This window comes from Rufibacter hautae (assembly GCF_008271695.1).
In the GTDB taxonomy this organism is placed as follows: Bacteria; Bacteroidota; Bacteroidia; order Cytophagales; family Hymenobacteraceae; genus Nibribacter; species Nibribacter hautae.
Window position 1 is genome coordinate 77,744 of sequence record NZ_VKKY01000002.1, and the last position, 25,193, is coordinate 102,936.

At 52.8% G+C, this 25,193-nt stretch carries 21 protein-coding genes; 15 read left to right on the forward strand and 6 right to left on the reverse strand.

The features are described 5' to 3' along the window. Positions 1 to 361: 361 nt before the first annotated feature. Complete coding sequence (locus tag FOA19_RS09465) at positions 362 to 1,207, forward strand: 4-hydroxy-3-methylbut-2-enyl diphosphate reductase (protein WP_149090599.1); 846 nt, start codon at positions 362 to 364, stop codon at positions 1,205 to 1,207. A gap of 198 nt (positions 1,208 to 1,405) precedes the next feature. Beyond that, the gene (locus FOA19_RS09470; protein WP_149090600.1) at positions 1,406 to 2,110 is read left to right on the forward strand and encodes a fatty acid desaturase; all 705 of its coding nucleotides are present in this window, start codon (positions 1,406 to 1,408) and stop codon (positions 2,108 to 2,110) included. A 97-nt stretch (positions 2,111 to 2,207) separates the two neighbouring features. Here FOA19_RS09470 and FOA19_RS09475 read toward each other — a convergent pair whose 3' ends face one another. The 4 genes from FOA19_RS09475 to FOA19_RS09490 form a co-directional block, all read right to left on the reverse strand. Continuing rightward, positions 2,208 to 4,079: a M1 family metallopeptidase gene (locus FOA19_RS09475; protein WP_149090601.1), complete on the reverse strand. Its 1,872-nt coding sequence runs from the start codon at positions 4,077 to 4,079 to the stop codon at positions 2,208 to 2,210. A gap of 397 nt (positions 4,080 to 4,476) precedes the next feature. Further along, positions 4,477 to 4,827 (reverse strand): heavy-metal-associated domain-containing protein, encoded by a 351-nt coding sequence (locus FOA19_RS09480; RefSeq protein WP_149090602.1) that lies wholly within the window; start codon positions 4,825 to 4,827, stop codon positions 4,477 to 4,479. A 157-nt stretch (positions 4,828 to 4,984) separates the two neighbouring features. Further along, positions 4,985 to 7,207 carry a TonB-dependent receptor gene (locus FOA19_RS09485; RefSeq protein WP_149090603.1) on the reverse strand — a complete coding sequence of 741 codons (2,223 nt, stop codon included), beginning with the start codon at positions 7,205 to 7,207 and terminating at the stop codon, positions 4,985 to 4,987. A gap of 88 nt (positions 7,208 to 7,295) precedes the next feature. Next, entirely contained in the window at positions 7,296 to 7,730 is a 435-nt protein-coding gene (locus tag FOA19_RS09490; RefSeq protein WP_149090604.1) for a hypothetical protein, read from the reverse strand. A gap of 330 nt (positions 7,731 to 8,060) precedes the next feature. Between FOA19_RS09490 and mraZ the strand changes: the two genes are divergently transcribed. The 13 genes from mraZ to ftsZ all read left to right on the forward strand — a co-directional run bounded on the left by mraZ (position 8,061) and on the right by ftsZ (position 23,480). Continuing rightward, the gene (mraZ, locus tag FOA19_RS09495; protein WP_149090605.1) at positions 8,061 to 8,528 is read left to right on the forward strand and encodes a division/cell wall cluster transcriptional repressor MraZ; all 468 of its coding nucleotides are present in this window, start codon (positions 8,061 to 8,063) and stop codon (positions 8,526 to 8,528) included. 6 nt (positions 8,529 to 8,534) lie between these two features. Then, positions 8,535 to 9,461 (forward strand): 16S rRNA (cytosine(1402)-N(4))-methyltransferase RsmH, encoded by a 927-nt coding sequence (gene rsmH / locus FOA19_RS09500; protein WP_149090606.1) that lies wholly within the window; start codon positions 8,535 to 8,537, stop codon positions 9,459 to 9,461. Between the two features lie 38 nt (positions 9,462 to 9,499). Then, entirely contained in the window at positions 9,500 to 9,940 is a 441-nt protein-coding gene (locus tag FOA19_RS09505; protein WP_149090607.1) for an FtsL-like putative cell division protein, read from the forward strand. Next, complete coding sequence (locus tag FOA19_RS09510; protein WP_149090608.1) at positions 9,930 to 12,083, forward strand: penicillin-binding protein; 2,154 nt, start codon at positions 9,930 to 9,932, stop codon at positions 12,081 to 12,083. Before FOA19_RS09505 ends, FOA19_RS09510 begins: the two co-directional genes overlap by 11 nt. Continuing rightward, positions 12,022 to 13,485 (forward strand): UDP-N-acetylmuramoyl-L-alanyl-D-glutamate--2,6-diaminopimelate ligase, encoded by a 1,464-nt coding sequence (locus FOA19_RS09515; RefSeq protein WP_149090609.1) that lies wholly within the window; start codon positions 12,022 to 12,024, stop codon positions 13,483 to 13,485. The genes FOA19_RS09510 and FOA19_RS09515 overlap by 62 nt, the downstream gene beginning before the upstream one ends. A 78-nt stretch (positions 13,486 to 13,563) precedes the next feature. Next, entirely contained in the window at positions 13,564 to 14,781 is a 1,218-nt protein-coding gene (gene mraY / locus FOA19_RS09520; protein WP_149090610.1) for a phospho-N-acetylmuramoyl-pentapeptide-transferase, read from the forward strand. A 61-nt stretch (positions 14,782 to 14,842) separates the two neighbouring features. After that, positions 14,843 to 16,192, forward strand: a complete 1,350-nt coding sequence (gene murD / locus FOA19_RS09525; protein ID WP_149090611.1) for a UDP-N-acetylmuramoyl-L-alanine--D-glutamate ligase — start codon at positions 14,843 to 14,845, stop codon at positions 16,190 to 16,192. Further along, positions 16,189 to 17,355, forward strand: a complete 1,167-nt coding sequence (locus FOA19_RS09530; protein WP_149090612.1) for an FtsW/RodA/SpoVE family cell cycle protein — start codon at positions 16,189 to 16,191, stop codon at positions 17,353 to 17,355. The genes murD and FOA19_RS09530 overlap by 4 nt, the downstream gene beginning before the upstream one ends. Then, complete coding sequence (murG, locus tag FOA19_RS09535; protein WP_149090613.1) at positions 17,348 to 18,451, forward strand: undecaprenyldiphospho-muramoylpentapeptide beta-N-acetylglucosaminyltransferase; 1,104 nt, start codon at positions 17,348 to 17,350, stop codon at positions 18,449 to 18,451. The genes FOA19_RS09530 and murG overlap by 8 nt, the downstream gene beginning before the upstream one ends. Then, positions 18,451 to 19,857 carry a UDP-N-acetylmuramate--L-alanine ligase gene (murC, locus tag FOA19_RS09540; protein ID WP_149090614.1) on the forward strand — a complete coding sequence of 469 codons (1,407 nt, stop codon included), beginning with the start codon at positions 18,451 to 18,453 and terminating at the stop codon, positions 19,855 to 19,857. The genes murG and murC overlap by 1 nt, the downstream gene beginning before the upstream one ends. A gap of 157 nt (positions 19,858 to 20,014) precedes the next feature. Further along, positions 20,015 to 20,605 carry a cell division protein FtsQ/DivIB gene (locus FOA19_RS09545; protein ID WP_223808818.1) on the forward strand — a complete coding sequence of 197 codons (591 nt, stop codon included), beginning with the start codon at positions 20,015 to 20,017 and terminating at the stop codon, positions 20,603 to 20,605. An 8-nt stretch (positions 20,606 to 20,613) separates the two neighbouring features. After that, the gene (gene ftsA / locus FOA19_RS09550) at positions 20,614 to 21,948 is read left to right on the forward strand and encodes a cell division protein FtsA (RefSeq protein ID WP_123126329.1); all 1,335 of its coding nucleotides are present in this window, start codon (positions 20,614 to 20,616) and stop codon (positions 21,946 to 21,948) included. Positions 21,949 to 21,971: 23 nt separating this feature from the next. Beyond that, positions 21,972 to 23,480, forward strand: coding sequence for a cell division protein FtsZ (gene ftsZ, locus FOA19_RS09555; protein WP_149090616.1), 1,509 nt, complete (start codon positions 21,972 to 21,974; stop codon positions 23,478 to 23,480). Between the two features lie 157 nt (positions 23,481 to 23,637). Here ftsZ and FOA19_RS09560 read toward each other — a convergent pair whose 3' ends face one another. After that, positions 23,638 to 24,162, reverse strand: a complete 525-nt coding sequence (locus FOA19_RS09560) for an NADPH-dependent FMN reductase (RefSeq protein ID WP_149090617.1) — start codon at positions 24,160 to 24,162, stop codon at positions 23,638 to 23,640. 183 nt (positions 24,163 to 24,345) lie between these two features. After that, positions 24,346 to 25,098 (reverse strand): succinate dehydrogenase/fumarate reductase iron-sulfur subunit, encoded by a 753-nt coding sequence (locus FOA19_RS09565; protein ID WP_149091881.1) that lies wholly within the window; start codon positions 25,096 to 25,098, stop codon positions 24,346 to 24,348. Positions 25,099 to 25,193 lie beyond the last annotated feature (95 nt).

Genomic DNA, 25,193 nt, shown 5'->3' on the forward strand with positions numbered 1-25,193 from the left:
TAGGTACAAGTTGGAAGCTATTGTAAATTAGTAACTTCTAGTTTTGAAATACACACTAAGGATTTGCTGTCGGCTGAAGATTTTCTAATTACGTGCTGTCATGCTGATTGGGGTTCTTCAGAGAAAACCCCGATTTTACTTCAAAACCGATCCGCTTTCAAGGCGCTCATTTGTTGCAGAACCTGTTCATTTACCAACGAAGAATCTAACAATCAGACCCATCTGATTTGATAAAACAGAACGGTCTTCATCCTGATCATCGAAAATAAGGCGCCATTAGAGGGCGGAAAACCTGCCAAAGAATTTAGGTAAAAGCTGGAAAAACGAGCAAACAAACCGAAGAAGAATCTGTTTAGGGTATATGCGTCAGCTACAGGTACATATTGATTCAAATTCAGGCTTTTGCTTTGGGGTAATCTATGCCATTCAGATGGCCGAGGACTTGCTGGAGGAACAGGGTTACTTATATTGCCTGGGAGACATCGTACACAATGATGTGGAGGTGGAGCGATTGCAGCAAAAGGGCCTACGGATCATCAACTATGATATTCTAAGAACCCTCCGGGACGAATGCGTGCTCATCAGGGCTCATGGCGAGCCGCCTTCTACCTACCAATTGGCGCTCCAGAACAACCTCACGTTGGTAGACGCTTCCTGCCCGGTGGTGCTTAAACTGCAGAACCGCATCAAGAACTCCTTTGATAAGAAAGACCAGATTTTCATCTACGGCAAACACGGCCACGCCGAAGTGCTGGGCTTGCTGGGCCAGACGAACAACGAGGCCGTGGTCTTTGAGAACCTGGATGAACTGCTGCGCCACGAGCTGCCGCAGAACATCACCCTCTACAGCCAAACCACCAAAAGCACCGATAACTTCTACCGTATCAAGAGTGAGCTGGAAACCCGGGGCTACTCCGTAGACGCCAATGACACCATCTGCCGCCAGGTCTCTAACCGCGACAAAGAACTGCGCCGGTTTGCCCAGCAGTATGACAAGGTGATCTTTGTCTCCGGTACCAAATCCTCCAACGGCCGGGTGCTCTACCAGGTCTGCAAAGACACCAATCCCAACACGTTCTTCGTATCAAAGGTGGAAGAATTGAACCCAGATTGGTTTGAGCTCGGCGATACCATCGGGGTTTGTGGCGCCACGTCCACACCCATGTGGCTCATGGAAGAAGTGCGCAAGGCCCTGGTGACGTTCTAATTCTTCTCACCCGGCATCTGTTTTAGGCTTCTTTTGCTAAAATGAGCCGTTAAACAAACCAAACCTGTAACTTGCCTTTACCGCTAGATTCCCTGACATGGAAGTGCCTTCCGAGGTTTACAAACGGGTACATCAACAGGATCATCGGCAGAGAGGACACGAGTTACGTATAAGTCAGGAAGTCAAATACTATCAGTTTTGAGGCTATTTTTTCAGAAACATACCGGAATCATCATCGCGGCGGCTATTCTGCTGGCCTGGGGGAGCGTGCTGTGGTTTCTGCTGCACTGGCAGGTGAGTTTCTGGTCGCCTTTGACCTACCTGGCCGTGCTGGTGATGACCCACCTCTACACGGGTCTGTTCATCACGGCCCATGACGCCATGCACGGCGTGGTAGCTCCCGGAAATAAGAAACTGAACACCATCATCGGTACCATCACCGCCGGACTGTTCGCGTTCAATTACTACGGCCGGCTGTATCCCAAACACCACCTGCACCACCGCCACGTCGCCACCGACCAAGACCCAGATTACCACGGCGGAAACTTCTTCCTGTGGTTCTTCAATTTTGCTCGGCAATACATCACCATAATCCAGATGATTTTGATGGGGGCGGCCTATAATCTGCTCCAACTTTGGTTCCCGAAGGAGAATATTATCCTGTTCTGGATGGTACCCGCCATATTAGCCACATTCCAGCTATTTTACTTCGGGACGTACCTGCCCCACCGTGGGGAGCACGAGCCGGATAACCGCCACAAGTCCTCTACCCAGGGTCGTAACCACCTGTGGGCCTTTATCAGTTGCTACTTTTTCGGGTACCATTACGAGCACCATGACAAACCTTACCTGCCTTGGTGGAAGTTGTACCAAGAGAAAGACCGGTTGGTAAAAGACAGATAATCGTTTAGACTTCCTTTTCAGGAAAATAGCTTGAAAACAGAAAGCCCCGGCGGGATTGAATTCAATCCTGCCAGGGCTTTCTGTTTTGTGCCAAGGTTTACTTCACATCATACACATTGTCCCTTGGGTAAGAATCCGGGACGTAGGTGCCTTTCAGTTCCAGTTTTTTCACGGCTTTGGCGGGTTTGAAATCTACCTGCACGGTGCTGTTGCCGCTTTCCCAGACAGAAATGTTGCGGCTGATTTTGGACGTGCTGTTATCCGCGTACGTGACCACCAATTCCACAGGTACGGGCTTGGTGCCTTTTGACTGCACGGTGACCTGGTACTGACCGGCTTGCTGCTGCACCCCGGCAATGGCTAGATCTGGGTAGCCTTCGTCAAAAAACCAGCGTTTCCAGAACCAGTTGAGGTTGCGACCCGCGCCGGCGTTCATGGCGTTAAAGAAATCCCAAGGCAGCGGATGTTTGCCGTTCCATTGCGAGATGTAGTGGTGCAGGGCTTTGGTGAAGAGTTCGTCGCCCAGCATCTGTTTTACATACAGGTAACCCAAGGCCGGTTTGGGGTAGGAGTTCAGGAAGAAAGGCGCGCCGTTCTGCTGATTTGTGAGCGTCATGATGGGCATGTCGGCCTCCGTGGCGGCCATCTGAGCATAGGGCATCACTCCGTAATCGTCTTCCAGTTTAGGGTCGATGATGGAGGAAATAATCCATTCGCCGATGGTGGCCCAGCCTTCGTCCATCCAGCCGTACTTGGTTTCGTTTGTGCCCATGTAGAAAGGGAACATGGTGTGGAAGATCTCGTGGTCGGTGAGGGTGATGGCGTCATCGCGGGTTTTCACGGGGTTGTCGTTCACCATCATAGGATATTCCATCTGGTCCAACCCATCAAAAACGGTTTCGTGGGAGTAGGGGAAAGGCCACTTAGGGAAGGTATAGCTCATGCTTTCCACCGTTTTGCGGGCGAAATGGATGACCTCCTCAAAATCGTGGTGCTCTGGGTTGTAGGCCACATCCACGCGGGTGCGGCGTTTGGTTTTGGGGTCCACTACCAGGCTGCTGGAATTCCAGAGGTAATGGTCTGAGGTGGCGAACACAAAATCCACTACGTTATCAGCGGTGAACTTCCAGGTGTTGCGGGCATTGGGCGCAGTGATGTCGCGGCGCTGGAGGTCATTCTTTTCGATGACGGCGGTGATGGCGTCTTTCCGCTCGGCATCCTGCAGGCGCTTGGCGTACTTCTTCGTGAGCACGGCATCGGCGTTTTTCAGGTCACCGGTGGCCCAGACCACAAAGTCTTTGGGTACCGTGATCTCGGCATTGAACGAGCAGAAATCGTTGTAGAACTCAGCCGGACCCAAGTACGGGATGCGGTTCCAGCCGTCCACATCGTCATACACCGCGATGCGCGGGAAGAAGTACGCCACGAAGGCCGCGCCCTGCGGGTCTACCTGGCCGGTGCGCATGTGCGAGCCCGCGTTGAGGGTATAGTGGTACGCAATGGAGAAACTGGCCTTCTGTTTAGGCGCCAACGGCTTGATGGGCAGAACCATGTTGGTGCCGTCAATGCGCAGTTTCTGCACATTCTGGGGCTCCTGGTTTACCTGCAAGCGCTCAATCTGCACGCCTTCGTGAATGTCCTCGGGATCGATGGTATTGGCCCGGGGCGCTCCTCTCTGGTAATAGTTGGGGTACAGCTTGAACACGATCTGCTTGAGCGTATCGGGGCTGTTGTTCGTGTAGGAGATGTCCACGGTTCCGGCCAGTTTCCGCGAAGACGGGTCAAAATCTACCTTAATGGTATAGTCGGCGGTGTTCTGCCAGTAGCTTTTACCCGGCGTACCGTCCAGGCTGCGGGTGCCTTTCTGGTACGCAGCCGCGATGTTGCGGGGCATGGGCAGTTGTTGGGCAAAGGCGCTGGTGCTCAACGTGAGCAAAGCACAGAAAAGAAGTTGTTTAGGCGTTCGCATTCAGTGGGGCCAGGTTTAGAAGATGGCACACTAAAGGTAAGCGCTTTCTCTTTTTGGTGGGTCACCCCAGCCCAAATTTCCTGGGGGAAAAGCCAAAGCGGGTGTTTCAAGCCCATTTTTCTGAAAGGAGGCCTGAATTATCGGTATAAAATTTTGCATTCCATTAGAGGGTAAGCCGAGTAGGTTTTAAGCCAATTGTAGATGTAAGTGGCTAACATGTACGAACCACAGCCTGCGCCCAGATTCTAAATCAAGGCTAAGGTTGATTTTATAGGCAAATTCGAATTTCTGTTTTGGGCAGGTTTCTGGAAAAGGATGCCGTAAACGGAGGTTTTGGAAAACAAGAAAGCCTGCTCTTGAGGAACAGGCTTTCTTGTTTTATAGGTAGTGGAGAGGCTTAGTGAACAGCGTCTTTTTTGCAGCATCCATCCAGCCGGTCGTAGGCACGTGGAGTGGCCTTGGTGTCATCGGCGTCATAGCCTAACTCGTTCACGGCTTTTCTCAGTTTCTCTACCGATGTTTTCTGGCCGTTGAAAGAAACGGTAAGCACTTTGGAGTCTACGTCCAAGGTGGCTTTGTTCACGCCTTTCTCGTAAGCCAGGCCTTTTTCAATAGTGGCTTTGCACATATCGCACACCGCCGAGGTCTTGATTTTCACCTCTTCGGCTTTGCCGCCGCCTTGGGCGAAAGAGAAAGAAGCCAAACCGGTGAGCACTAAGGAAAGCATCCAGATTTTAAGGGTTTTCATTTGTTTTGGGTTATGGTTGAAGATATTCGTTTAAGTTCTGCCTTCTGTTTTAGGCCTGTTTTGCCATAATCGGGCCAAAAACCATTCATTATTGATTGTTTATTGCTGATTGTTTTCTGGTTTTTTGATAAAGCAATCAACAATCAACCATGAGCAATTATTTCAGGGTAAAGCGCAGGCCGGCGTAAATCACCCGCCCGATGACTGGGGCCCATACCATGCTGGCGTCAAACTCCTGACCGAAGGGATTGTCAGCGCCCACAATGGGGTTCTTCTGTTTGTAATCCAGCAGGTTTTCGCCGCCCAGGTACACTTCCCAACGTTTGAACGCCCGCGTGATCTGACCATTAAACACCGCGTACGGGCTAACAGTTCGGGTCATGATGGAGGTTTCGTGGTGGTTCATGTCGTGGTCCATGGAGGGCACCAGCCTCTTCCCGAACCACTGGGCCGTTAGATCGGCGCGCCACTTGTCAAAAGGCGTCGCGAAGCCCAGGTTCAGGAAGGCGCGGTGGTTGGGGATGAACGGGCGCCGCAATAGCTCGCCGTTGTAGGTGGTGCGCACGTCAAAGTACTTGTAGGCTGCCTTTATGTCCAGCATGGACGTGAGCTCGTACTGCACCTCGGCTTGGAAGCTTTTGGAGAATGAACGTCCGTTCAGGTTCGTGAACGCCACCTGATACGGGCTGCTGTACATATCGGGCACAATCTGGTTCTGGAAGGTGGTGTAGTAGTAATCGGTGATGAAGGCGCCTTTGCGCTCGCCCACCTCAAAGTACTGTGTGAAGCTTCCGCCCAGGTTCCAGGCTTTTTCGGGCTGCAGATCGTTCTGGAAAAAGAAAGCGCGGTTGCTGATGAGCGAGGCCACGTTCTCGGCGATAGGATTGGCTACCCTAAAGCCTTTTCCGGCCGCTACCCGCACAATGGAGTTGGGGTTGAAATCATACTTCACGTTGAACCGGGGCGTGTACACCCAGCCATAGAGATTGTGATGATCGGCACGTACGCCGCCTACCAACGTCAGATTGGTGCTGTTTTGGTAAATATACTCGAAAAACGCGCCGGGTACCCGCTCTTGGCGTTTCAGACGCTGCCCGGCCAGGTTCTCCTGGTAGTCTTCGTACTGGTAGCTCAGCCCGGTTTTGTACGTGTGGGCCGTGTTCCCAAACGCCGACTGGAAAATCAGATTGGCCAATCCGGTGTTCTGGAAGCCTTTGTAAGGTCTAGTACCATACTGCGAGTCAAAGTCGTGCCGGGCCCCGGAAAGAATCAACCCGATGCTCTGATACGGCTTATTTTTGAACGTGTAGGAAGTTTTGGAAAAGCCACTCACGCGGTCTGTCTCTGACTCAGTACCGTAAAAACTGCCTTCCTGCTGCGGCATACCCGAGCGGTAGCCTACCTGCCCCCCAATCCGGGTTTCCCGTAAGGCCTGGATGCCAAGCTCGGCTACCCACTGCTTGCCCGTGTTGTACTTCCACTTGTTGAACACGTTGTAATGCTTGCCCAGCGGCAGGTCCAGAAAACCGTCGTGGTTGTTGTCCACCCGATTGCTGAGCTGGTCGGTGTGCAGCATGAGCACGGTGCTGAGCTTGGGCGTAAGCGTGAAGGAGGTGTTCACGTTGGCATCCCACTTGGCCAAACTGTTGCCGTAGAGGTTCACAAACACCCGGTCAGACTTCTCCGGATCTTTCAGCCGTACGTTCACCTGCCCCGAGATCGACTCATAGCCATTCAACACCGAGCCGGTGCCTTTGATGATGTCTATGGCCTCTATATAAGTACCGGACAGGTAATTCAGGCGGTAGGGGGTAGCCAAGCCGCGTAGGGCCGGCACGTTGTCGGTGGTCATTAAGGTGTAGGCTCCGTCCAGGCCCAGCATCTGGATCTGCTTCGCGCCAGACACCGCATCTGAGGTGGAAACCTCTACTGAGGCGTTTGTCTCAAAACTCTCGGCCAAGTTGCAGCACGCCGATTTGGTCAGGTCCTTGGCCGTGATCACCTGCGAGTTGGTAGGCGTCATGGCCGAGTATCGGTCCTGTTTTCCCGTGATGGTCACTTCCTTGATGGAGGTAACAGATTTCAATTGCACTACTAGATGGGAACGGCCCTGCACCTGCACCGTGTCTGGTTTGTAACCGATGTACGTGACTAGAATGGCGGTTTGCCCGGCAGGGGCAGGAGCCAGCGTGAAGTGGCCGTTGGCATCAGTGCTGGTAGCTTGGTTTGTGCCCAGCCAGATCACCGAGGCCCCGATGAGCGGGGTGGCGTTGGCCGCATCTACCACGCGGCCTGCCAGGTTTTGGGCCTGTCCTGCAAAAGAAAGCAGAAGCCCCAAGAGTGTCATTGCCCAGAAAGCACGACGTCTATAAGATAACATGGATTGGATTTCATTTAGATTCAACATCTTTTCTGAAGGCAAAAACGCAGCTGACGCCGTTTTCTGCCCGATTTGTGAAAAGTAGGACCTAAACGATAAGGGTGTGCAGGCGGTGCAGGAGTTCCCGGCCCGCCAGCGGTGGGGAGCTATCTGAATAAAAAGCCCAGGAACCAATGACCGGCACGGTAGCTACCGGCGGCACCAGAAAAGAAGTAGTGAGCATGGGCGAGATAGCCAGCAATTCCACCTTGCTGAATTTCAGGATGGAAGGAATGTCCAGTTTGTGGTAGGTCACTGAAAAGCTGCAGCAAGACTGCTGGTCCACCTTGGTGACCTCCGCTGGGCAAGAAGACTTTTTCTCCGCCGCGCAACAGTCAGAGCCATCAGATTTCAGTCCGGCTTCCTCCATTTGAGACATGCCCAACATGGCACAGAACCTATGCGTTGCTGCCACGCCAATAGAGCCCGTCAGGAGGCAAAAAGCCACTACCAGAAGCACAATATGTCGGAGTTTCCCACGCATACCGCAAAGATATGGAATTTCGCTCCACTTTCCTCCACCTTCCACCCACCGCCGGTTTTTAGGGGGATTTTTAGCTTTATAATTTATGTAAGTAATTGTTAATCAATATACTGTGTAAGTGTTCACGTGTTATTTAGCAAATATTTCAGAAAGGTTTTCCAAAACTTATCCCGAAGTGAAAGAGGGAAAATGTGGATAATGTGTATAAGTGGAGTGGATAACCATGATTTATCCACAAAGTGGGAAAAAGTGGGAGACCGTGGTTGACTTTGCTTCGGCCTTTAGTACTTTTGCTTTGTACCAAAGACTGTCGTCACTGCCCAAGCTACCATGAACTTCCTCTCCGGCGAATACGAATGTAAGCTAGACCCGAAGGGAAGATTGGTGCTGCCTGCCAAAATCAAATCCAACCTGCCCGAAGAGTGCGGAAACCAGGTGGTGTTAACCCGAGGGTTTGAGCCCTGCCTGGTGTTGTACCCCAGAACAGAGTGGAAAACGATCTATGACCGGGTGGCGGGGCTGAACGAGTTCAACGAGGAGTACCGGCATTTCCAGCGGAATTTCTTCCGCGGAAACACTGAGATTGAGCTTGACAATGCCGGCCGTTTCATCTTGCCGCGCACCATGGTGCGGTACGCTGAGATTGAGAAGGAGACCATTGTGGTAGGGTTGGGGAACCGGGTGGAAATCTGGAACCCAGACAAATACGACGCATTTTTAATTAAGGACCAACAGAACTTCTCGCAGTTAGCGCAGAAGTTCCTCGGGGATTCCCCGGGTGTACCACCAACTGAATAAACGCCTATGCAGTACCACCAGCCCGTTTTGTTGCAGGAATCGGTAGATGCGTTGGCTATTAAACCCGGCGGCATTTACGTAGACGTCACCTTTGGCGGTGGCGGCCACTCCGCGCACATCTTAGAGCAGATGCAGGGTGGGCAACTCTACTCCTTTGACCAGGACACCGATGCCGAAAAACAGGCCGAACGGCTGATCTCCGATAAATTCACGTTTGTCAAAGCCAATTTCCGCTACCTCAAGAAATACCTGCGCCTCTACGGCGTGCGCCAGGTAGACGGCATTCTAGCTGACCTGGGGGTTTCCTCCCATCAGTTCAACACCGCTGAGCGCGGGTTCTCCACTAGGTTTGACGGTCCTCTGGACATGCGCATGGACAACGAAAGTCCGCTCACGGCGCGGGAGGTGGTCAATACCTACGAGGAAGAGCAACTGCACAAAATCTTCGGGTTGTACGGTGAGGTGAAGAACGCCAAAACCCTGGCCCGGGAGCTGGTCTCGGCCCGGAACGTGCAGCCCATTGAGACCATCGCAGATTTCAAGAAAGCCATTGCCGGCATCACGCCCAGAGGCAAAGAGAATAAGTACCTGGCCCAAGTGTTCCAGGCGCTCCGCATTGAAGTGAACGATGAACTCAAAGCTCTGGAGGAAATGCTGGAGCAGGCCGTGGAAGTGCTGAAGCCCGGCGGAAGATTATCGGTGATTTCCTACCATTCCCTGGAGGACCGCTTAGTGAAGAACTACATCGCAAAAGGCAAGTTCTTTGGGGAAGTGGAGAAAGACTTCTTTGGGAATGAGATCAAACCCTTGGATTCCGTGACCCGCAAGCCCATTGTGCCCGGCGCGCTGGAGTTACAGGAAAACAACCGTTCCCGCAGCGCCAAGCTACGGGTAGCGCAGAAAAGAGAGACACCTGAATCGTTGAAGAAGTAGAGAGATAGCAGGGGAGAAAACACACTTACGATTTAATTATGGCAGTCAACACCGTACGTCCACAAGTGAATCGGCCTAAGGCGAACACCGTGAGGGAAACGCCCAGGGTAGAGAAACCGCGTCCGGCGCGCGCTCCGCGCCAGAAGAGCACCAGTTTGTTTGAACTGTTGGACCGCTACACCAAAGTAGACTGGTTTTTCGCCGAAGGTCTGCCGGTTCGCTATTTGCCTAAGGTGTTATTCCTGATGGCCGTGACCTTGTTCTACATTGGCAACACCCACTACGCAGACCGCACGCTCCGCCGCATTGACAAAACCAAAGCCGAGACCGAAGACCTGCGCGCCGACTATACCACGCTCAAATCTGAGTACATGGAGGCGAGCAAGCAATCTGAGGTGGCCCGCAATGTGGCGCCCCTTGGCCTCATGGAAAGTTCCACTCCACCCATCCAAGTAGTTCTGAAGAAAGATGAATATTAAGAGGTCCATCGTTACGCGGGTACGGTTGGCTTTTTTGGCCATCTGTCTTTTCGCGTTCGCGATTATCTACAAAGTAGGCTACATCCAGATCAAGGACGGCGACCGGTGGCGCGAGATCGCCAATGAGAAGCGTTTCCATTACCAACCGGTTTTCGCTACCCGCGGAAACATCTACTCCAATGATGACCGCATCATGGCTACGTCATTGCCGTTCTACCGGGTGGCGTTTGACCCCACCATCTCGCCCAGCGATATCTTCTCCAAAGGCATTGATTCGTTGGCCATTCAGCTGTCGCGCTTCTACGGAGATCGTTCTCCGTCTTATTACAAGCAGAAAATCAAGAACGCCCGCAGCGCTGGACGCAAGTACGTGCGCCTGAACGGCCGCCTCATCAATTACCAGGACAAGAAGATGATGGCCAAATGGCCTATTTTCCGGGCCGGTAAAAACAAAGGCGGGGTGATCTTTGAGAAACTAGATCGCCGGTTCCTGCCGTTCGGGTCCCTGGCCAAGCGGACCATCGGGTTTATTAACGAAGACCGCAACGGCGCGGGGCTGGAGTTCTCCTTTAACCGCCACCTGGCCGGTAAAGACGGCGAGGCCCTATACGAGCGCATGGCGGGTGGTAACAAGCCTATCAACGACGGTACCGAGGTGAAACCCATGCCCGGTTTCGATATCCAGACGACTATTGACATCAACCTGCAGGACGTTGCCGAGAACGCGCTTAACCGTGCCCTTACCCTCAATGACGCGGCCCACGGCTGCGTGATTCTGATGGAAGTAAGTACCGGCCACATCAAAGCCATTGCTAACCTGGGCCGCCAGGCGGAAGGCGTGTACGCCGAGGATTACAACTACGCAGTGGGTAACCAGGGTCGTACCGAGCCAGGTTCTACCTTTAAGTTGGCATCTATGATGGCCCTGCTGGAGGAAACCGATATGAGCCTGAATGATACCATAGATACCGGCAACGGTTCTGAGCGCATTGGAGGGGCCGTGAAAACGGATACCCACGGCAACGGCAGAATCAGTTTACAGCAGGTTTTTGAAAAATCATCCAATATTGGGGTAGCCAAGCTCATTCAGCAGACCTTTGAGAAAGACCCGCAGAAGTACGTGGATTACCTGCACAAATTCGGGTTGCACCAGCCGCTGGGTTTCCAGATGAACGGCGAGGCGGTGCCTTACATCAAATCACCCAAAGACCGCAGCTGGAGCCGCCCGTCACTTTCCACCATGGCTATTGGCTATGAGCTGAAAATCTCTCCCTTGCAGACCCTGGCGTTTTACAATGCGGTAGCCAACAACGGTGTGAAAGTGCAGCCCATGATTGTGAAAAGCATCAAGCGCGCCGACCAGATCCTGGAGTCTTACGAGGCCAAAATCCTGAACCCTAAAATCTGCTCTGACCAGACCCTGGTGCAGTTGCGCCAGATGATGGAAGGCGTGGTAGAGAACGGAACCGCCAAAAACCTGAAAAGCAAAGACTACAAGGTGGCCGGCAAAACCGGTACTGCCCGTAAGGTGATCAACGGCCAGTACACCAGAAAATACTCCACTTCTTTTGTAGGCTACTTCCCGGCAGACCGGCCGAAGTATAGCTGTATTGTGATTATTGACTCTCCGCAGAAAAACGCCCAGTACGGGGGCGATGTGGCCGCCCCGGTTTTCCGGGAACTGGCTGACAAAGCCTACGCCCAGGATCTGGCCATCCACGCGCCTATGGTGCGCAAGCCGGTAGGGGTACAGCCCAAACTGCCCGTGCTGCACGCCGGAAGCCAGGAAGAACTGACTATCCTGTGCAACAAGCTGGGCGTGAGCGCCCACCCGCTGAGCCCCGAGGAAGATTGGGTGCGGGTAGACACCCAGAAACAATCGGTGGCGCTGAAACCGGTGCCGGTGAAAATGGGCCAGGTGCCCGATGTCACCGACATGACCCTGAAAGATGCGCTGTACCTCCTGGGCAACCACGGCATCAAGGTAAGGGCCATTGGGCTGGGACGGGTAGAGAGCCAAAGCATTCCGCCGGGGCAACCCGTGGCGAAAGGAACAATCATCACCATTACACTAACTACACATGGCGCAACTAGAAAACCTGCTTCAGGTACTCCAGTCAACGCAATTGCTCGGGCCTTCTAACCCCGAGCTTTCTGCGTTAACAATGGATTCTCGCCAGGCTGGCCCGGGCGTGGCTTTCTTTGCTATCCGGGGTACGCTCCGCGATGGCCATGACTTCATTGACACCGCCGTGCAGCAAGGCGTTTCAGTCGTGTTTTGCGAAAAACTGCCCCAAAACGCCCCAGAGACCGTCACTTTTGTGCAGGTGCCCAGTGTGGCCGAGGCCATGGGCCTGGTAGCCGCCGAGTTCTACGGCAATCCATCCCGCAAACTGAAACTGGTGGGCGTAACCGGCACCAACGGGAAAACCACCTGCGTAACGCTGCTGCACAAACTCTACCGTGACCTGGGCTACAACGCCGGCCTGCTGTCCACGGTGCAGAACCAGATCAACGAGACCGTGATCCCAGCCTCGCATACCACCCCAGACGCCATTACCCTCCAGGGTTTGCTGGCCCAGATGGTGAAAGCCGGCTGTACGCACGCTTTCATGGAAGTGAGCTCGCACGCGTTGGTGCAGCACCGCGTGACCGGCGTGCAGTTCACCGGGGCGGTTTTCACCAACATCACCCACGACCACCTGGACTACCACGGCACCTTTGACGAGTACATCCGGGCCAAGAAGCTGTTTTTTGACCACCTGAGCAGAAAGGCCTTCGCGCTGGTGAACGCTGATGACAAGCGCAGCATGGTCATGTTGCAGAACACAAAAGCTGCCAAATACACCTATGCCCTCCGCAAAGAGGCCGATTTCAAAGCCCGCCTGCTGGACAATTCTATCCAGGGTCTGCAACTGGAGCTGGAAGGACAAGAAGTGTGGTTCCGGCTGATCGGGACGTTCAACGCCTACAACCTGCTGGCCGTGTACGGCGCGGCTACGTTGCTGGGCGATGATTCCAGAGAGGTGTTAGCCAGTCTTTCGAACCTTTCCTCGGCCGCCGGCCGGTTCGATTACGTGGTGTCGCCGGGCCAGATTACCGGGATTGTGGACTACGCCCACACGCCCGATGCGCTGGAGAACGTACTGCAGACCATTCAGCAGATCCGGAAACCGGAGCAGAAAGTGATCACCATTGTGGGCTGCGGCGGAAACCGCGATGCCACTAAGCGTCCGGTCATGGCCGATATCGCCGCTAAAATGAGTGACCGCGTGATCCTGACGTCGGATAATCCGCGGGACGAGGATCCGCAGGAAATCCTGAACCAAATGCAGGCCGGCGTGAAACCCACCGATCTGAAAAAAGCACTCTCGGTGATTGATCGCCGGGAGGCAATTAAGACGGCCGTACTGCTGGCCGAAGCCGATGACATCATCCTGGTGGCGGGCAAAGGCCACGAGACTTACCAGGAAGTGAAAGGCGTGCGGTCGCCGTTTGACGACAAGCAGGTGCTGCAGGAGTCATTTGCCTTGCTCCAGAAGTAACGCGAAGGCTGAAAACTAAACTGATGGAAGTGAGAAGAGAACTGAAACTGACTCTTCTCCCACGATAAAAAGAAACGGATGCTTTATTACCTTTTTGATTTTCTGGACAGGCAGTTTGACTTTTACGGGGCGGGCGTCATGCGCTACATCTCGTTCAGGGCCGGATTGGCTGCCCTCTTTTCGCTTCTGATTGCCATGATCTTTGGGGGGCGCCTCATCCGGTTGCTGCACCGCCGGCAGGTGGGAGAGTCCATTCGGGATCTTGGGTTGGAAGGTCAGCTGGAAAAAAGAGGAACTCCCACCATGGGCGGTCTTATCATTTTGCTGGCCATTCTGCTGCCTACGCTTTTGCTCGCGCGCCTGGACAACGTGTATATTCTGCTCATGCTGGTGTCTACTGTGTGGCTAGGCGCCATCGGGTTTCTGGATGACTACATCAAAGTCTTCCGCAAGAACAAAGAAGGGTTGGCCGGTCGTTTCAAAGTGATGGGCCAGGTAGGTTTGGGGTTGATTGTGGGCCTTACGCTGTTCTTCTCCGAGGACGTGGTGGTGCGCCAGTACCTGACCACCAAAGGCCTTTCCGCGATTGACGTCTCCACCACGTTCAACGATGTCCGGAAGATGATCACCACGGTGCCTTTCACCAAGAACAACGAGTTGGACTACTACCAGTTTTTCAGCTTCGCAAGTCCGCTGCTGGGTTCTTATGCCCGTTTTCTCTACATCCCGCTGGTGATCATCATCATCACGGCCGTGTCAAACGGCGCCAACATCACCGACGGGATTGACGGTCTGGCGGCCGGTACCTCGGCCATTATCGGGACTACTCTGGCGGTGTTCGCTTGGGTATCCGGTAACTCCATTTTCGCCGATTACTTTGACATCATGTACATCCCCAACACCGGGGAACTGGTGATTTTCTGTACCGCCTTCGTGGGCGCCTGCGTGGGTTTCCTGTGGTACAACTCGTATCCGGCCCAAGTGTTCATGGGCGATACGGGCTCACTTTCCATCGGCGGGATCATCGCTGTTTTAGCCCTGATTTTGAGAAAAGAGCTCTTAATCCCTATTCTGTGCGGCATCTTCCTGGTGGAGAACCTCTCGGTGATGCTGCAGGTGAGCTACTTTAAATACACCAAAAAGAAATACGGCGAAGGCCGGCGCATTTTCAAAATGTCGCCGCTGCACCACCACTACCAGAAGCTGGGCTACCATGAATCCAAGATCGTGTCCAGGTTCTGGACCGTGGGCATCATGCTGGCCATTCTGACTCTGGTGACTCTGAAATTAAGATAAGCTGTTTTGAGTCCCTTTCAAGGAAAATAGGCCCGAAACGAAGAACATAAAAACAAAAGCGATGCAGAAAATAGCCATACTAGGAGCAGGGGAGAGCGGCGTTGGGGCAGCCTTGTTGGCACAGGCCAAAGGCTTTGACGTGTTCGTCTCAGACCGAGGTTCCATTGCGGAAAAGTACCGGCAGCAACTGGCCCAGGCGCAGATTCCTTTTGAGGAAGGCACGCACACCTTGGAGCAGATCTATGCCGCCACAGAAATCATTAAGAGCCCGGGCATTCCGGATACTGTGCCGGTAATCTCCGGAGCGGTGGAGCGGAACATTCCGGTGATCTCCGAGATTGAGTTCGCGGGACGCTATGCTTCGGGCAAGTTCATCTGCATCACGGGCACCAACGGCAAAACCACTACCACGCTGCTGACTTACCACCTGCTGAAAAGCGCTGGCTTGAAAGTGGCCTTAGCCGGAAACGTGGGTGAGAGCCTTGCGGGCAAAGTGCTGGAAGGCGGATACGATTACTACGTGGTGGAGCTGAGCAGTTTCCAGTTGGACAACATGTACAGCTTCAAAGCGCATATCAGCATTCTGCTTAACATCACCCCCGATCACTTGGACCGCTACGGATACAAGATGGAGAATTACGCAGGCGCCAAGTTCCGCATCACCCAGAACATGACCTCGGCGGATTTCTTCCTCTTCAACCAGGACGATGCCGAGATCATGAAGTACAAAGCTTCGCACGAAGTGCCGGGCACGCAGATGCCGTTTGGCCTGAAAGATTCAGATGGCTTGGCGATCCAGTTTCAGGATCAACTGATTTCAGCCTCTTTTTCGAAAATCAAGGCGAAAGTAGATACGTCCAAGTCTCCTTTGATTGGGCAGCACAACCAGTACAACACCATGGCCGCGGTGGGCGCCGCGCTGCTCGTCGGCATCGCGCCAAATCAGATTGAAGAAGCCTTGGGAACGTTCCAGAACGCCGAGCACCGTTTGCAGCCGGTAGGGGAGGTAGAGGGAGTGCGTTTCATCAACGATTCCAAAGCCACGAACGTGGAAGCGGTTTGGTACGCGTTGGACGGCATTCAGCAGCCCATTGTGTGGGTGGTAGGCGGCACTGACAAAGGAAATGACTACACACCGCTGCTGCCGCTGGTGCAGGAGAAAGTGAAAGCCATTGTCTGTCTGGGCATGGATAACAGCAAGATTTTGGCTGCTTTTGCAGAAACCGGGCTTAAAATGGTAGAGACCCGCGACGTGAACGAGGCAGTGCAACTGGCTAAAGACTTCGCCGAGGCCGGTGATGTGGTCTTGCTTTCCCCGGCTTGTGCCAGCTTTGACCTATTCAACAATTACGAACACCGGGGCCGCTCGTTTGCCCAGGCCGTGGCCACCCTTAAAAGTACCGTAGCATGACTCCTGTAAAAAACTGGCTTCGCGATAACCTGAAAGGCGACCCTATTTTGTGGGGGATTGTCCTGACGTTTGGGCTCATCAGTATCGCGGTGGTATATTCCGCCACCGGTACGCTGGCCTATAAAAAGATGGGCGGCAACACGGAGTACTACCTGTTCAAACACTCCAGCTTGATCTTCATAGGCCTCGCGTTTGTGTGGCTCGCGCATAAGATCAACTACCGCTACTATGCCAAATTGAGCTTGCTGGCCCTGATTTTCTCAGTACCGTTGCTCATCTATACGTACCTGAAAGGCTCTAACATCAACGAGGCCTCGCGTTGGTTGACCATCCCGGTGATTAACCAGACCTTCCAGCCTTCGGATTTGGCCAAACTGGCCTTGATCTCTTACCTGGCCAGCATTCTGAGTAAGCGCCAGATGAACATTGAGTCCAAGCAGACCTTGATTCCGCTGTTTCTCTGGAGTGGTTTGATCTGCGGCTTGATCGCTATGAGTAACATCTCCACCGGTTTACTTTTGTTTTTGACCTGCCTGCTCCTGATGTTCATCGGCCGGATTCCTATGAAATCCATCATGATCATGATTGCGGTGGGGGCATTGTTCGGGTCCATCGCGCTGGCGCTGGGACAACGGGCTTCCACGGCACTCTCCCGGATTGAGAACTTTATGGACAAAGACCAGACGGTTTTCCAGTTGGAGCAGTCGTATATCGCCATTGCTACGGGCGGGGTTTTGGGAAAAGGACCCGGAAACTCAGATCAGCGAAATGTGTTGCCGCACCCGTATTCCGACTTTATTTACGCCATCATCATTGAGGAATACGGTATGTTGGGCGGCGCCGTGATCCTGTTCCTGTACCTCGCCTTTCTTTACCGGGGCATGATGGCGGTGACCAACAGTTTGGGGGCTTTCGGCGGATTGCTCTCCGCGGGCATCAGTTTCAGTTTGGTCATTCAGGCCATGGTGAACATGGGCGTGGCCGTTGGACTGGGCCCGATCACGGGTCTGCCGCTGCCGCTCCTGAGTATGGGAGGAACCTCCCTCATTTTCACCGGGATCTCCATCGGGATTATTCTGAGTGTTAGCCGCAGCGAGCACGAAGCCAAACTCGCCGCCACGCCTACGGCCAATAAACCCGCTAATGTGTTGACGCATGCCTGAGAGACAATATAGATTCATCATCAGCGGTGGTGGTACCGGCGGGCACATTTACCCGGCCGTGGCCATTGCCAACGAAATCAAACGCCTGCACCCGTCGGCGGAGATTCTGTTTGTGGGTGCCCAAGGGCGCATGGAGATGACGCGCGTGCCGGAGGCCGGCTATAAAATTATCGGGCTCTGGATCAGCGGACTACAGCGCCGGCTTACGGTGGACAATCTTTCCTTTCCGCTGAAAGTGATTTCCAGCATCCGGAAGGCCTACAAAATCATCAAAGACTTCAAGCCCGATGCGGTGGTAGGGGTGGGCGGTTACGCTAGTGGCCCTCTGCTGTACGCAGCCACCAAAATGGAGATTCCGTCTCTCATTCAGGAGCAGAATTCCCACGCGGGCATCACCAATAAGCTGCTGGCCAACAAAGTGGACAAAGTTTGCGTGGCCTATGACAGCATGTACAAGTATTTCCCCAGCGCCAAGATCGTGCTCACCGGTAACCCTGTGCGCCGTGACATCACTGAACTGGACGGTAAACGAACCGAAGCCATGCAGTTTTTCGGGCTGAACCCAGACCGGCTGACGTTCTTGGTCATTGGGGGCAGTCTGGGGGCACGCACTTTGAACCAGAGCACGCAACTGGCGCTGCAGAAAATCCAGGAAGCGGGCTATAACCTGATCTGGCAAACCGGAAAAGCCTTTTTCCCCACCGCCGAGGAATCGGTGGGAAACTACCCTGCGGACCAGATCAAAGCCTCTGATTTTATCAAACGGATGGACTTGGCCTACGCCGCCGCTGATGTGGTGATTTCGCGGGCCGGAGCGCTATCCATCTCGGAGTTGTGCCTGGCCAAAAAACCATCTATCCTGGTGCCCTCGCCTAACGTGGCCGAAGACCACCAGACCAAAAACGCCATGGCCCTGGTGCAGAAAGATGCCGCCGTGCTGGTGAAAGACTTTGAGGCCTCGCAGAAACTATGGGATGCCGCTTTTGCTTTGGCCAAAGACCCAAACAAGCAACAGGCCTTGCGTGAGAACATTGCCCAGTTGGCAAAACCGCACGCCACAGAAGCCATTGTCCAAGAACTTTTGAAACTAACCTGATGAACCTGCACCAATACCGCCATATCTATTTTCTGGGCATCGGGGGAATTGGCATGAGCGCCATTGCCCGGTGGTTCCTGGCCAAGGGGTTCACGGTGGCCGGCTATGACCGTACGCCCACCCCCTTGACCCAAAAGCTGACCGAGGAAGGCGCCACCATCCATTTTGAGGATGACGTGCAGCTGATTCCTGCCTCTTTTAGGGAAAACAAGGCCGAAACGCTGGTGGTCTTAACGCCAGCCGTTCCGGCTAACCACGCCGAGCGGCAGTATTTGGAGCAGGAAGGCTTCACCATCATGAAGCGCTCGCAGGTGCTGGGGCTTCTCACCCATGACCAGTATTTGGTGGCTGTGGCAGGCACGCACGGAAAAACGACTACCTCGTCAATGGTGGCGCACCTGCTGCACCACGCTAATGTCTCCACCTCTGCCTTTTTAGGGGGTATTTCTACGGATTTAGGCTCAAACCTGCTCTTGCCGCACCAGGAAGAGGAGCGTGCCCTGGCCGTGGTGGAAGCCGATGAGTATGACCGCTCGTTCCTTACCCTTCACCCAGATATCGCCATTGTCACCTCCACCGATCCGGACCATTTGGATATCTATGGGGAGAAGGAGGCATTGGTGGAATCGTTCCGGCAGTTTGTGCGGCAGATCAAACCAAACGGCTATTTGTTGCTCAACCATACGGCAGATCAGAGTCTGGCGGAGGCCATTGACCCATCCGTAACCGTGATCAGGTACCGGCTTGAGAATGAGGAACTAAGCGCTACGGACGTGAAGATTGCCGGGGGCGCCATGAAATTTTCGGCTCGGGGGCGGAACTTACTTCTGCCCGAGACTGCTTTGCAGGTCCCTGGCTTTCATAACGTGGAGAACGCTCTGGCGGCCGCACAGGCGGTTTCCTTGCTCGGCGTTCCAGTGGAAAAAATAAGGTCGGGAATTTCAGAGTATACGGGTGTAAAAAGGCGGTTCGAAAAGGTATTTGCATCTGAAAAAAGAGTATATTTAGATGATTATGCTCACCACCCCAAAGAGATAGAGGCGTTCCTTCAATCGGTAAGGGCGTTGTATCCGGGGCAGAGGCTGAGGGTAATCTTTCAACCGCACTTATTTACTCGCACCCGCGACTTTTTAGATGGATTTGCCCGAAGCCTGAGCCTCGCGGATGAGGTATGGCTTTTGGAGATATATCCCGCCCGGGAGCTGCCAATTCCGGGGGTAAACTCGGCATTATTGTTTGAGCAATTGAAGACGAATAAGCGCCTATTGCGAAAAAATGAAGTGTTGGAGTTATTGGCAAACGATTTGGACTATAATGTGTTAGCTACCGTTGGGGCCGGGGATATAGACACCTTGGTGCCAGAGATTAAATGCTTACTGGAGGAGAAGGACCATGTTATGGAATAGAAAGGTAAAAGCGCTTCTATTTGCCGTTTTTTGCATGGGGGGCTTTGTGTTTTTAGCGGGATTTTCAAAAGCTAGACAGGAGGGAAAAATATGTAAAAAAGTTAATATTAAAATTGATAATGAGTATAACAATTACTTTCTTAGTGAATCGGAAGTGATGGCACTGCTGACCCGTAACGGGAGTCAGCCGCTCACGGGAATGAAAAAAGAGGAGATTGATCTCAAGCGTCTGGAAATGCGGATTAAATCGCATAAATTTGTGCGCGAAGCAGAGGTCTCTCGTGATCTGGAGGGAAACATCAATGTCACGATTCAGCAAAACCGGCCAATAGCCAGGTTGCTAAGCACTGAAAAGGACGTGTACCTGGACGAAGAAGGAAATCAGCTGCCTTTGTCTACCCTGTACACGGCCCATGTCATCCCCGTGACAGCTTCAGTGGTGACATCTGCCAAAGGAGGTTCCTTTTTTCAGGACTCAGTGGGAATTGCGTATCTGTCCCTGCTACGGTACATTGAAAAAGACCCGTTCTGGAACGCCCAGCTTGCCCACATGGACATTGATCCGCAAGGCAAGGTGAGCTTTTTGACCCAGGTGGGTGACCAGCGCATTGAATTCGGGAAACCGGTGAATGTGCAGGAGAAATTCAGACGGCTTTTCATTTTCTACAAGGAAGTGATGCCGGTTGTAGGTTGGGACAAGTACAGCCGCTTGAATGTGGAATACAAGGATCAGATTATTTGTGAATAGTTAAAAACATGACGCAGAACGACAAAATAGTTGTAGGCTTAGACATTGGAACAACCAAAATTTGCGCGCTCGTAGGTAGGAAGAATGAATACGGCAAGCTAGAGATCCTTGGCTTGGGAAAAGCGGTTTCTGAAGGGGTAGTGCGGGGCATGGTAAGCAACATTGACAAAACCGTTGAAGCCATCCGTAAAGCGATAAGACAGGCAGAAGAGCAATCTGGCATTGACATAAAGGTAGTGAACGTGGGTATTGCCGGGCAGCACATCAAGAGCCTGCAGCACAACGGCAGCATTACGCGCACTTCCCTGGACAGCGAGATCACCGTTGAAGACGTGAACCGTCTGACCAATGACATGTACCGTCTGGTGACACCGCCGGGCAGTGAGATCATCCACGTCATGCCACAAGACTACAAAGTGGATTACGAGGACGGCATCATGGACCCCGTGGGTATGTCTGGCGTGCGTCTGGAAGGCAATTTCCACATCATCACGGCCCAATCTAACGCGGTGAACAACATCACTAAGTGCATCACTCGTGCCGGTCTTGAAATTGACCAACTCATTTTGGAACCATTGGCTTCCTGCATGTCTGTGCTGAGCGAAGAGGAGCGCGAAGCCGGTGTAGCCCTGATTGACATTGGGGGCGGAACCACAGACTTGGCCATCTTCAAAGACAATATTATCCGGCACACCGCAGTTCTTCCATTCGGGGGGAACATCATCACCTCAGACATCAAGCAGGGCTGCATGGTCATGCAGAACCAGGCTGAGCAACTGAAGGTGCGTTTTGGCAAGGCAATCGCGGACGAAGCCTCTGATAATGAGATCGTTTCCATCCCTGGCCTGCGTGACCGGACTCCTAAAGAAATATCCTTAAAAAACCTTGCTTTTATTATAGAAGCAAGAATGGAGGAAATTGTTGAACTCGTTTACTCAGAAATTGTTAGAAGCGGGTATGCCAACCAATTGGCGGCAGGCGTTGTGATCACCGGTGGTGGTGCGCAACTGCAGAACCTGGTGCAATTAGTAGAGTACTTGACAGGCCTTGATGCCCGTATCGGATATCCGAATGAGCATTTGGGTAAGAGCAAGATAGACTCTGTGAAAAGCCCCATGTTTGCAACTACCGTAGGTTTGGTTCTGGCTGGTTACCAGGCACTGGATGAGCGGGTAAACCGCTATACAGAAATGGCTAACACTCCGGTTGTCCGGAGCACCAATGAGGCAAAACCAGTTCAGAAACCTAGTGGCGGCGGGGGAAGCGACTTCTTCAAGAAGATCTTTGAACGCACCAAAGGCATGCTGATCGATGATTTTGACGATAAGCAACAGAACTATTAACGCGTAATTTCAGGAGAGATAACATGAGTTTTTCATCGTATAAGTTTGATGTGCCATCACACTCCAAGTCTATCATCAAGGTGATTGGTGTTGGCGGAGGGGGAAGCAATGCCGTGAACCACATGTTCAACCAAGGCATTAAGGACGTGGAGTTCGTGGTGTGCAATACCGATGAACAGGCGTTAAAAAGCAGCAGCGTGCCTAACAAACTCCAGATCGGGACCACCCTTACCGAAGGGCTTGGTGCCGGCGCTAACCCAGAGCGTGGCAAACAGGCTGCCTTGGAAAGCAAAGAGGAGATTAGAGAACTGTTAGGCGCCCACACCAAGATGGTCTTCATCACGGCGGGTATGGGTGGTGGAACCGGTACCGGTGCCGCCCCGGTAATTGCCAAAGTAGCCAAGGAGATGGACATCCTGACGGTGGGTATCGTTACGGCTCCTTTCGCGTTTGAAGGCCGTAAGAAGCGCACCGCCGCTGACAACGGAATCAAAGAACTCAGCGACAACTGCGATACCGTTCTTGTTATCCTCAATGATAAACTGCGCGAGATGTTTGGGAACCTGCCTATTAGGGCGGCGTTTGCCAAAGCCGATAACGTCCTGACCACTGCTGCCAAAAGTATTGCCGAGATCATCACGGTGACTTCTGAGGTGAACGTGGACTTTGAAGACGTGAAGACGGTCATGAAAGACTCCGGCGCTGCCGTTATGGGTTCTGCCATCACCGAAGGTGAGAACAGAGCGCTGCGGGCTGCGGAGGAATCCCTGTCTTCTCCATTGCTAAACAACACTGATATCCACGGAGCGCAGAAAATCCTTCTTTCCATTATGTCTGGTGACCAGGCTGAGCTGGAGATGGATGAACTGACCGAAATCACTGATTACATCCAGGAGAAAGCCGGCGATGATTCAGAGGTGATTTTTGGCCATGGTATTGATTCTTCTTTGGGAGCTAGCATCCGGGTAACCGTGATTGCTACTGGTTTTGCACGCGAAATAGAAAGCCTGCCAGCCCCAAAAAAGTCTTTTGAGGCAGCAGCACCCGTTGGAGCAACTGCGCCTCAGGCCATAACTGAGGAAGTTGTTGAGCCAGTCGCTCCGGTAGTATCCGCTACGTACACAGTAACCCCGCCGGCCACCGCTACCCAATTGGTAGCCAATGAGCCCGTGCGCAAACCCGCTCCGGTAGCTGAGAACACCAACCGTATCGTTTTTGACCTGGATTCTGATAATGGGGTGGTAACGCCAGCCTACGAGGAAGAGGTTTTCGTGCCAGAGCCGATCCAGGAAAGCAGAGACCCACAGCAAAGCAGAATGGATGAGCGTCGCGAGCGTCTCCGCAGACTGAGCGCTGATGCTTACTCAGATGCCTCCATCAAGGAGAAACTGGAAGTGCCTGCTTACCTGCGCAGAAACGTGCAACTGGAAAACGTGGTGCCTTCGGCTGAGCAGAAGATCTCCCGCTTCAACTTGAACGATGACAATGAACTTTTAGGAGACAACCGTTTCCTGCATGATAATGTAGACTAGGCATTTTAGCCCTGTTTTTAAAAAAGAAGCCCTGAAACGGATTGCGTTTCAGGGCTTCTTTTTTGTGTTTAGATGCAACAGACAGAGGAAGGTTTTTCTTATTGAATGAATCAGCCTATAGTTGATTTCAACTTACCTTTAGGTATCGGCTTGATTCCTAAAAAGAGAGAAATTCCTCTATCTGTTCTTCCAGAAGCTGGCGGTACAGAGGGTTGGTGAACTGTCCTTCCTGCATGTGTTTGTGGATGTAAGGAAAGCGGGGTTTCTGGGCCAGCACGTGCAGCCCACAATAATGGAGCACATCGGTGAGGTGGCTTAGGGCAATGTTTCCGCCCTGGCTACCGGTAGAGAGGCCTACTAGAGCACCTTTCTTTCTGCGCAGGGCCGCCGGGTACTCCAGGCCATCAATAAACGCCTTCAGCACGCCAGGGTAGGAGCAGTTGTATTCCGGCACAATAAACACGATTTTCTGCACCTCGGCCACGCGTTTCCTTAGGTCAATGAATTCCTGCGAGTAGAGTTCACTCTTGTAGAGGTTGGGTGAGGCGAAATCAAGGGGAAGATCCTGCAAATCCAGAATGTCTGATTCCTGCCCACGGGCCGAGAGTGATTGTTGGTACAGGTTGGCCACTTTCAGGGTGATGGAATTAGGTCGGTTGGTGCCCGATATTATGAGTATCATTAAGCTATAGGTTAGGCTAGTGTAACAGCGTAAGCAGGGCTAAAGTTACTGCTTTTGTGCGCTTCCCCGCTAAACGCAGATTCCTTCGGCTTTTGTTTCAAGGCCATATTCTTGAAAATGGCCAAAAACGAAAGGCGGAGCCTCTTAGGGAAGCTCCGCCTTTCGTTATGGAATTAGTTGTTCTTACACGTTCTCTGACGTGAAAGAAGCGTTGATGTACTCGCGGTTCAGCATGGCGATGTTCTCCAGGGAGATACCCACCGGGCACTCAGCGGCGCAAGATCCGATGTTGGTACAAGCCCCGAACCCTTCTTTGTCCATCTGAGCCACCATGTTCTCCACGCGCGTTTTGCGCTCTACTTTCCCCTGTGGCAGCAAAGCCAATTGGGAAACCTTAGCAGAGGTGAAAAGCATAGCCGAGCCGTTCTTACAGGCCGCTACACAAGCCCCGCACTGGATACAGGTAGCAGCGTCAAACGCCTTATCAGCAATGGATTTAGGGATCGGAATCTCGTTCGCGTCCGGAACCCCACCTGTGTTCACCGAGATGTAACCACCGGCCTGCTGGATTCTATCCAAGGCGGAACGGTCGGTGCAAAGGTCTTTCAAGATTGGGAACGGACCTGCTCTCCAAGGCTCAATGGTGATGGTGTCACCGTCAGAGAATTTGCGCATGTGCAACTGGCACGTGGTGGTACCACGCTCAGGGCCGTGGGCCCGGCCGTTGATGTACAGGCTGCACATCCCGCAGATACCTTCGCGGCAGTCATGGTCAAACGCAACCGGGTCAATCCCCTGCAGGAGAAGGTCTTCGTTGAGCACGTCCATCATTTCCAGGAAAGACATTTCAGGAGAGATGTTTTTGATGTTATATGTTTCCAGCTTACCGGTCGCCTGGGAGTTTTTCTGTCTCCACACTTTCAGCGTCAGGTTCATTGGTTTGCTGTTAGGATTATTACCAGCCATTTCTTTCTAATTAAGAATTAAGAATGTTGAATTAGGAATCAGAAAAAGGGGTGTTGTCATGTATA

What these genes read in the sequence shown, in the direction of transcription:
- mraZ (WP_149090605.1), top strand. Translation starts at nt 8,061, where the DNA reads ATGAACTTCCTCTCCGGCGAATACGAATGTAAGCTAGACCCGAAGGGA.
- ftsA (WP_123126329.1), top strand. Translation starts at nt 20,614, where the DNA reads ATGACGCAGAACGACAAAATAGTTGTAGGCTTAGACATTGGAACAACC.
- FOA19_RS09515 (WP_149090609.1), top strand. Translation starts at nt 12,022, where the DNA reads ATGGCGCAACTAGAAAACCTGCTTCAGGTACTCCAGTCAACGCAATTG.
- FOA19_RS09530 (WP_149090612.1), top strand. Translation starts at nt 16,189, where the DNA reads ATGACTCCTGTAAAAAACTGGCTTCGCGATAACCTGAAAGGCGACCCT.
- FOA19_RS09475 (WP_149090601.1), bottom strand. Translation starts at nt 4,079, where the DNA reads ATGCGAACGCCTAAACAACTTCTTTTCTGTGCTTTGCTCACGTTGAGC.
- FOA19_RS09480 (WP_149090602.1), bottom strand. Translation starts at nt 4,827, where the DNA reads ATGAAAACCCTTAAAATCTGGATGCTTTCCTTAGTGCTCACCGGTTTG.
- ftsZ (WP_149090616.1), top strand. Translation starts at nt 21,972, where the DNA reads ATGAGTTTTTCATCGTATAAGTTTGATGTGCCATCACACTCCAAGTCT.
- FOA19_RS09560 (WP_149090617.1), bottom strand. Translation starts at nt 24,162, where the DNA reads ATGATACTCATAATATCGGGCACCAACCGACCTAATTCCATCACCCTG.
- rsmH (WP_149090606.1), top strand. Translation starts at nt 8,535, where the DNA reads ATGCAGTACCACCAGCCCGTTTTGTTGCAGGAATCGGTAGATGCGTTG.
- murG (WP_149090613.1), top strand. Translation starts at nt 17,348, where the DNA reads ATGCCTGAGAGACAATATAGATTCATCATCAGCGGTGGTGGTACCGGC.
- FOA19_RS09510 (WP_149090608.1), top strand. Translation starts at nt 9,930, where the DNA reads ATGAATATTAAGAGGTCCATCGTTACGCGGGTACGGTTGGCTTTTTTG.
- murD (WP_149090611.1), top strand. Translation starts at nt 14,843, where the DNA reads ATGCAGAAAATAGCCATACTAGGAGCAGGGGAGAGCGGCGTTGGGGCA.
- FOA19_RS09465 (WP_149090599.1), top strand. Translation starts at nt 362, where the DNA reads ATGCGTCAGCTACAGGTACATATTGATTCAAATTCAGGCTTTTGCTTT.
- FOA19_RS09505 (WP_149090607.1), top strand. Translation starts at nt 9,500, where the DNA reads ATGGCAGTCAACACCGTACGTCCACAAGTGAATCGGCCTAAGGCGAAC.
- FOA19_RS09545 (WP_223808818.1), top strand. Translation starts at nt 20,015, where the DNA reads ATGGCACTGCTGACCCGTAACGGGAGTCAGCCGCTCACGGGAATGAAA.
- FOA19_RS09485 (WP_149090603.1), bottom strand. Translation starts at nt 7,207, where the DNA reads ATGTTATCTTATAGACGTCGTGCTTTCTGGGCAATGACACTCTTGGGG.
- FOA19_RS09565 (WP_149091881.1), bottom strand. Translation starts at nt 25,098, where the DNA reads ATGAACCTGACGCTGAAAGTGTGGAGACAGAAAAACTCCCAGGCGACC.
- FOA19_RS09490 (WP_149090604.1), bottom strand. Translation starts at nt 7,730, where the DNA reads ATGCGTGGGAAACTCCGACATATTGTGCTTCTGGTAGTGGCTTTTTGC.
- mraY (WP_149090610.1), top strand. Translation starts at nt 13,564, where the DNA reads ATGCTTTATTACCTTTTTGATTTTCTGGACAGGCAGTTTGACTTTTAC.
- murC (WP_149090614.1), top strand. Translation starts at nt 18,451, where the DNA reads ATGAACCTGCACCAATACCGCCATATCTATTTTCTGGGCATCGGGGGA.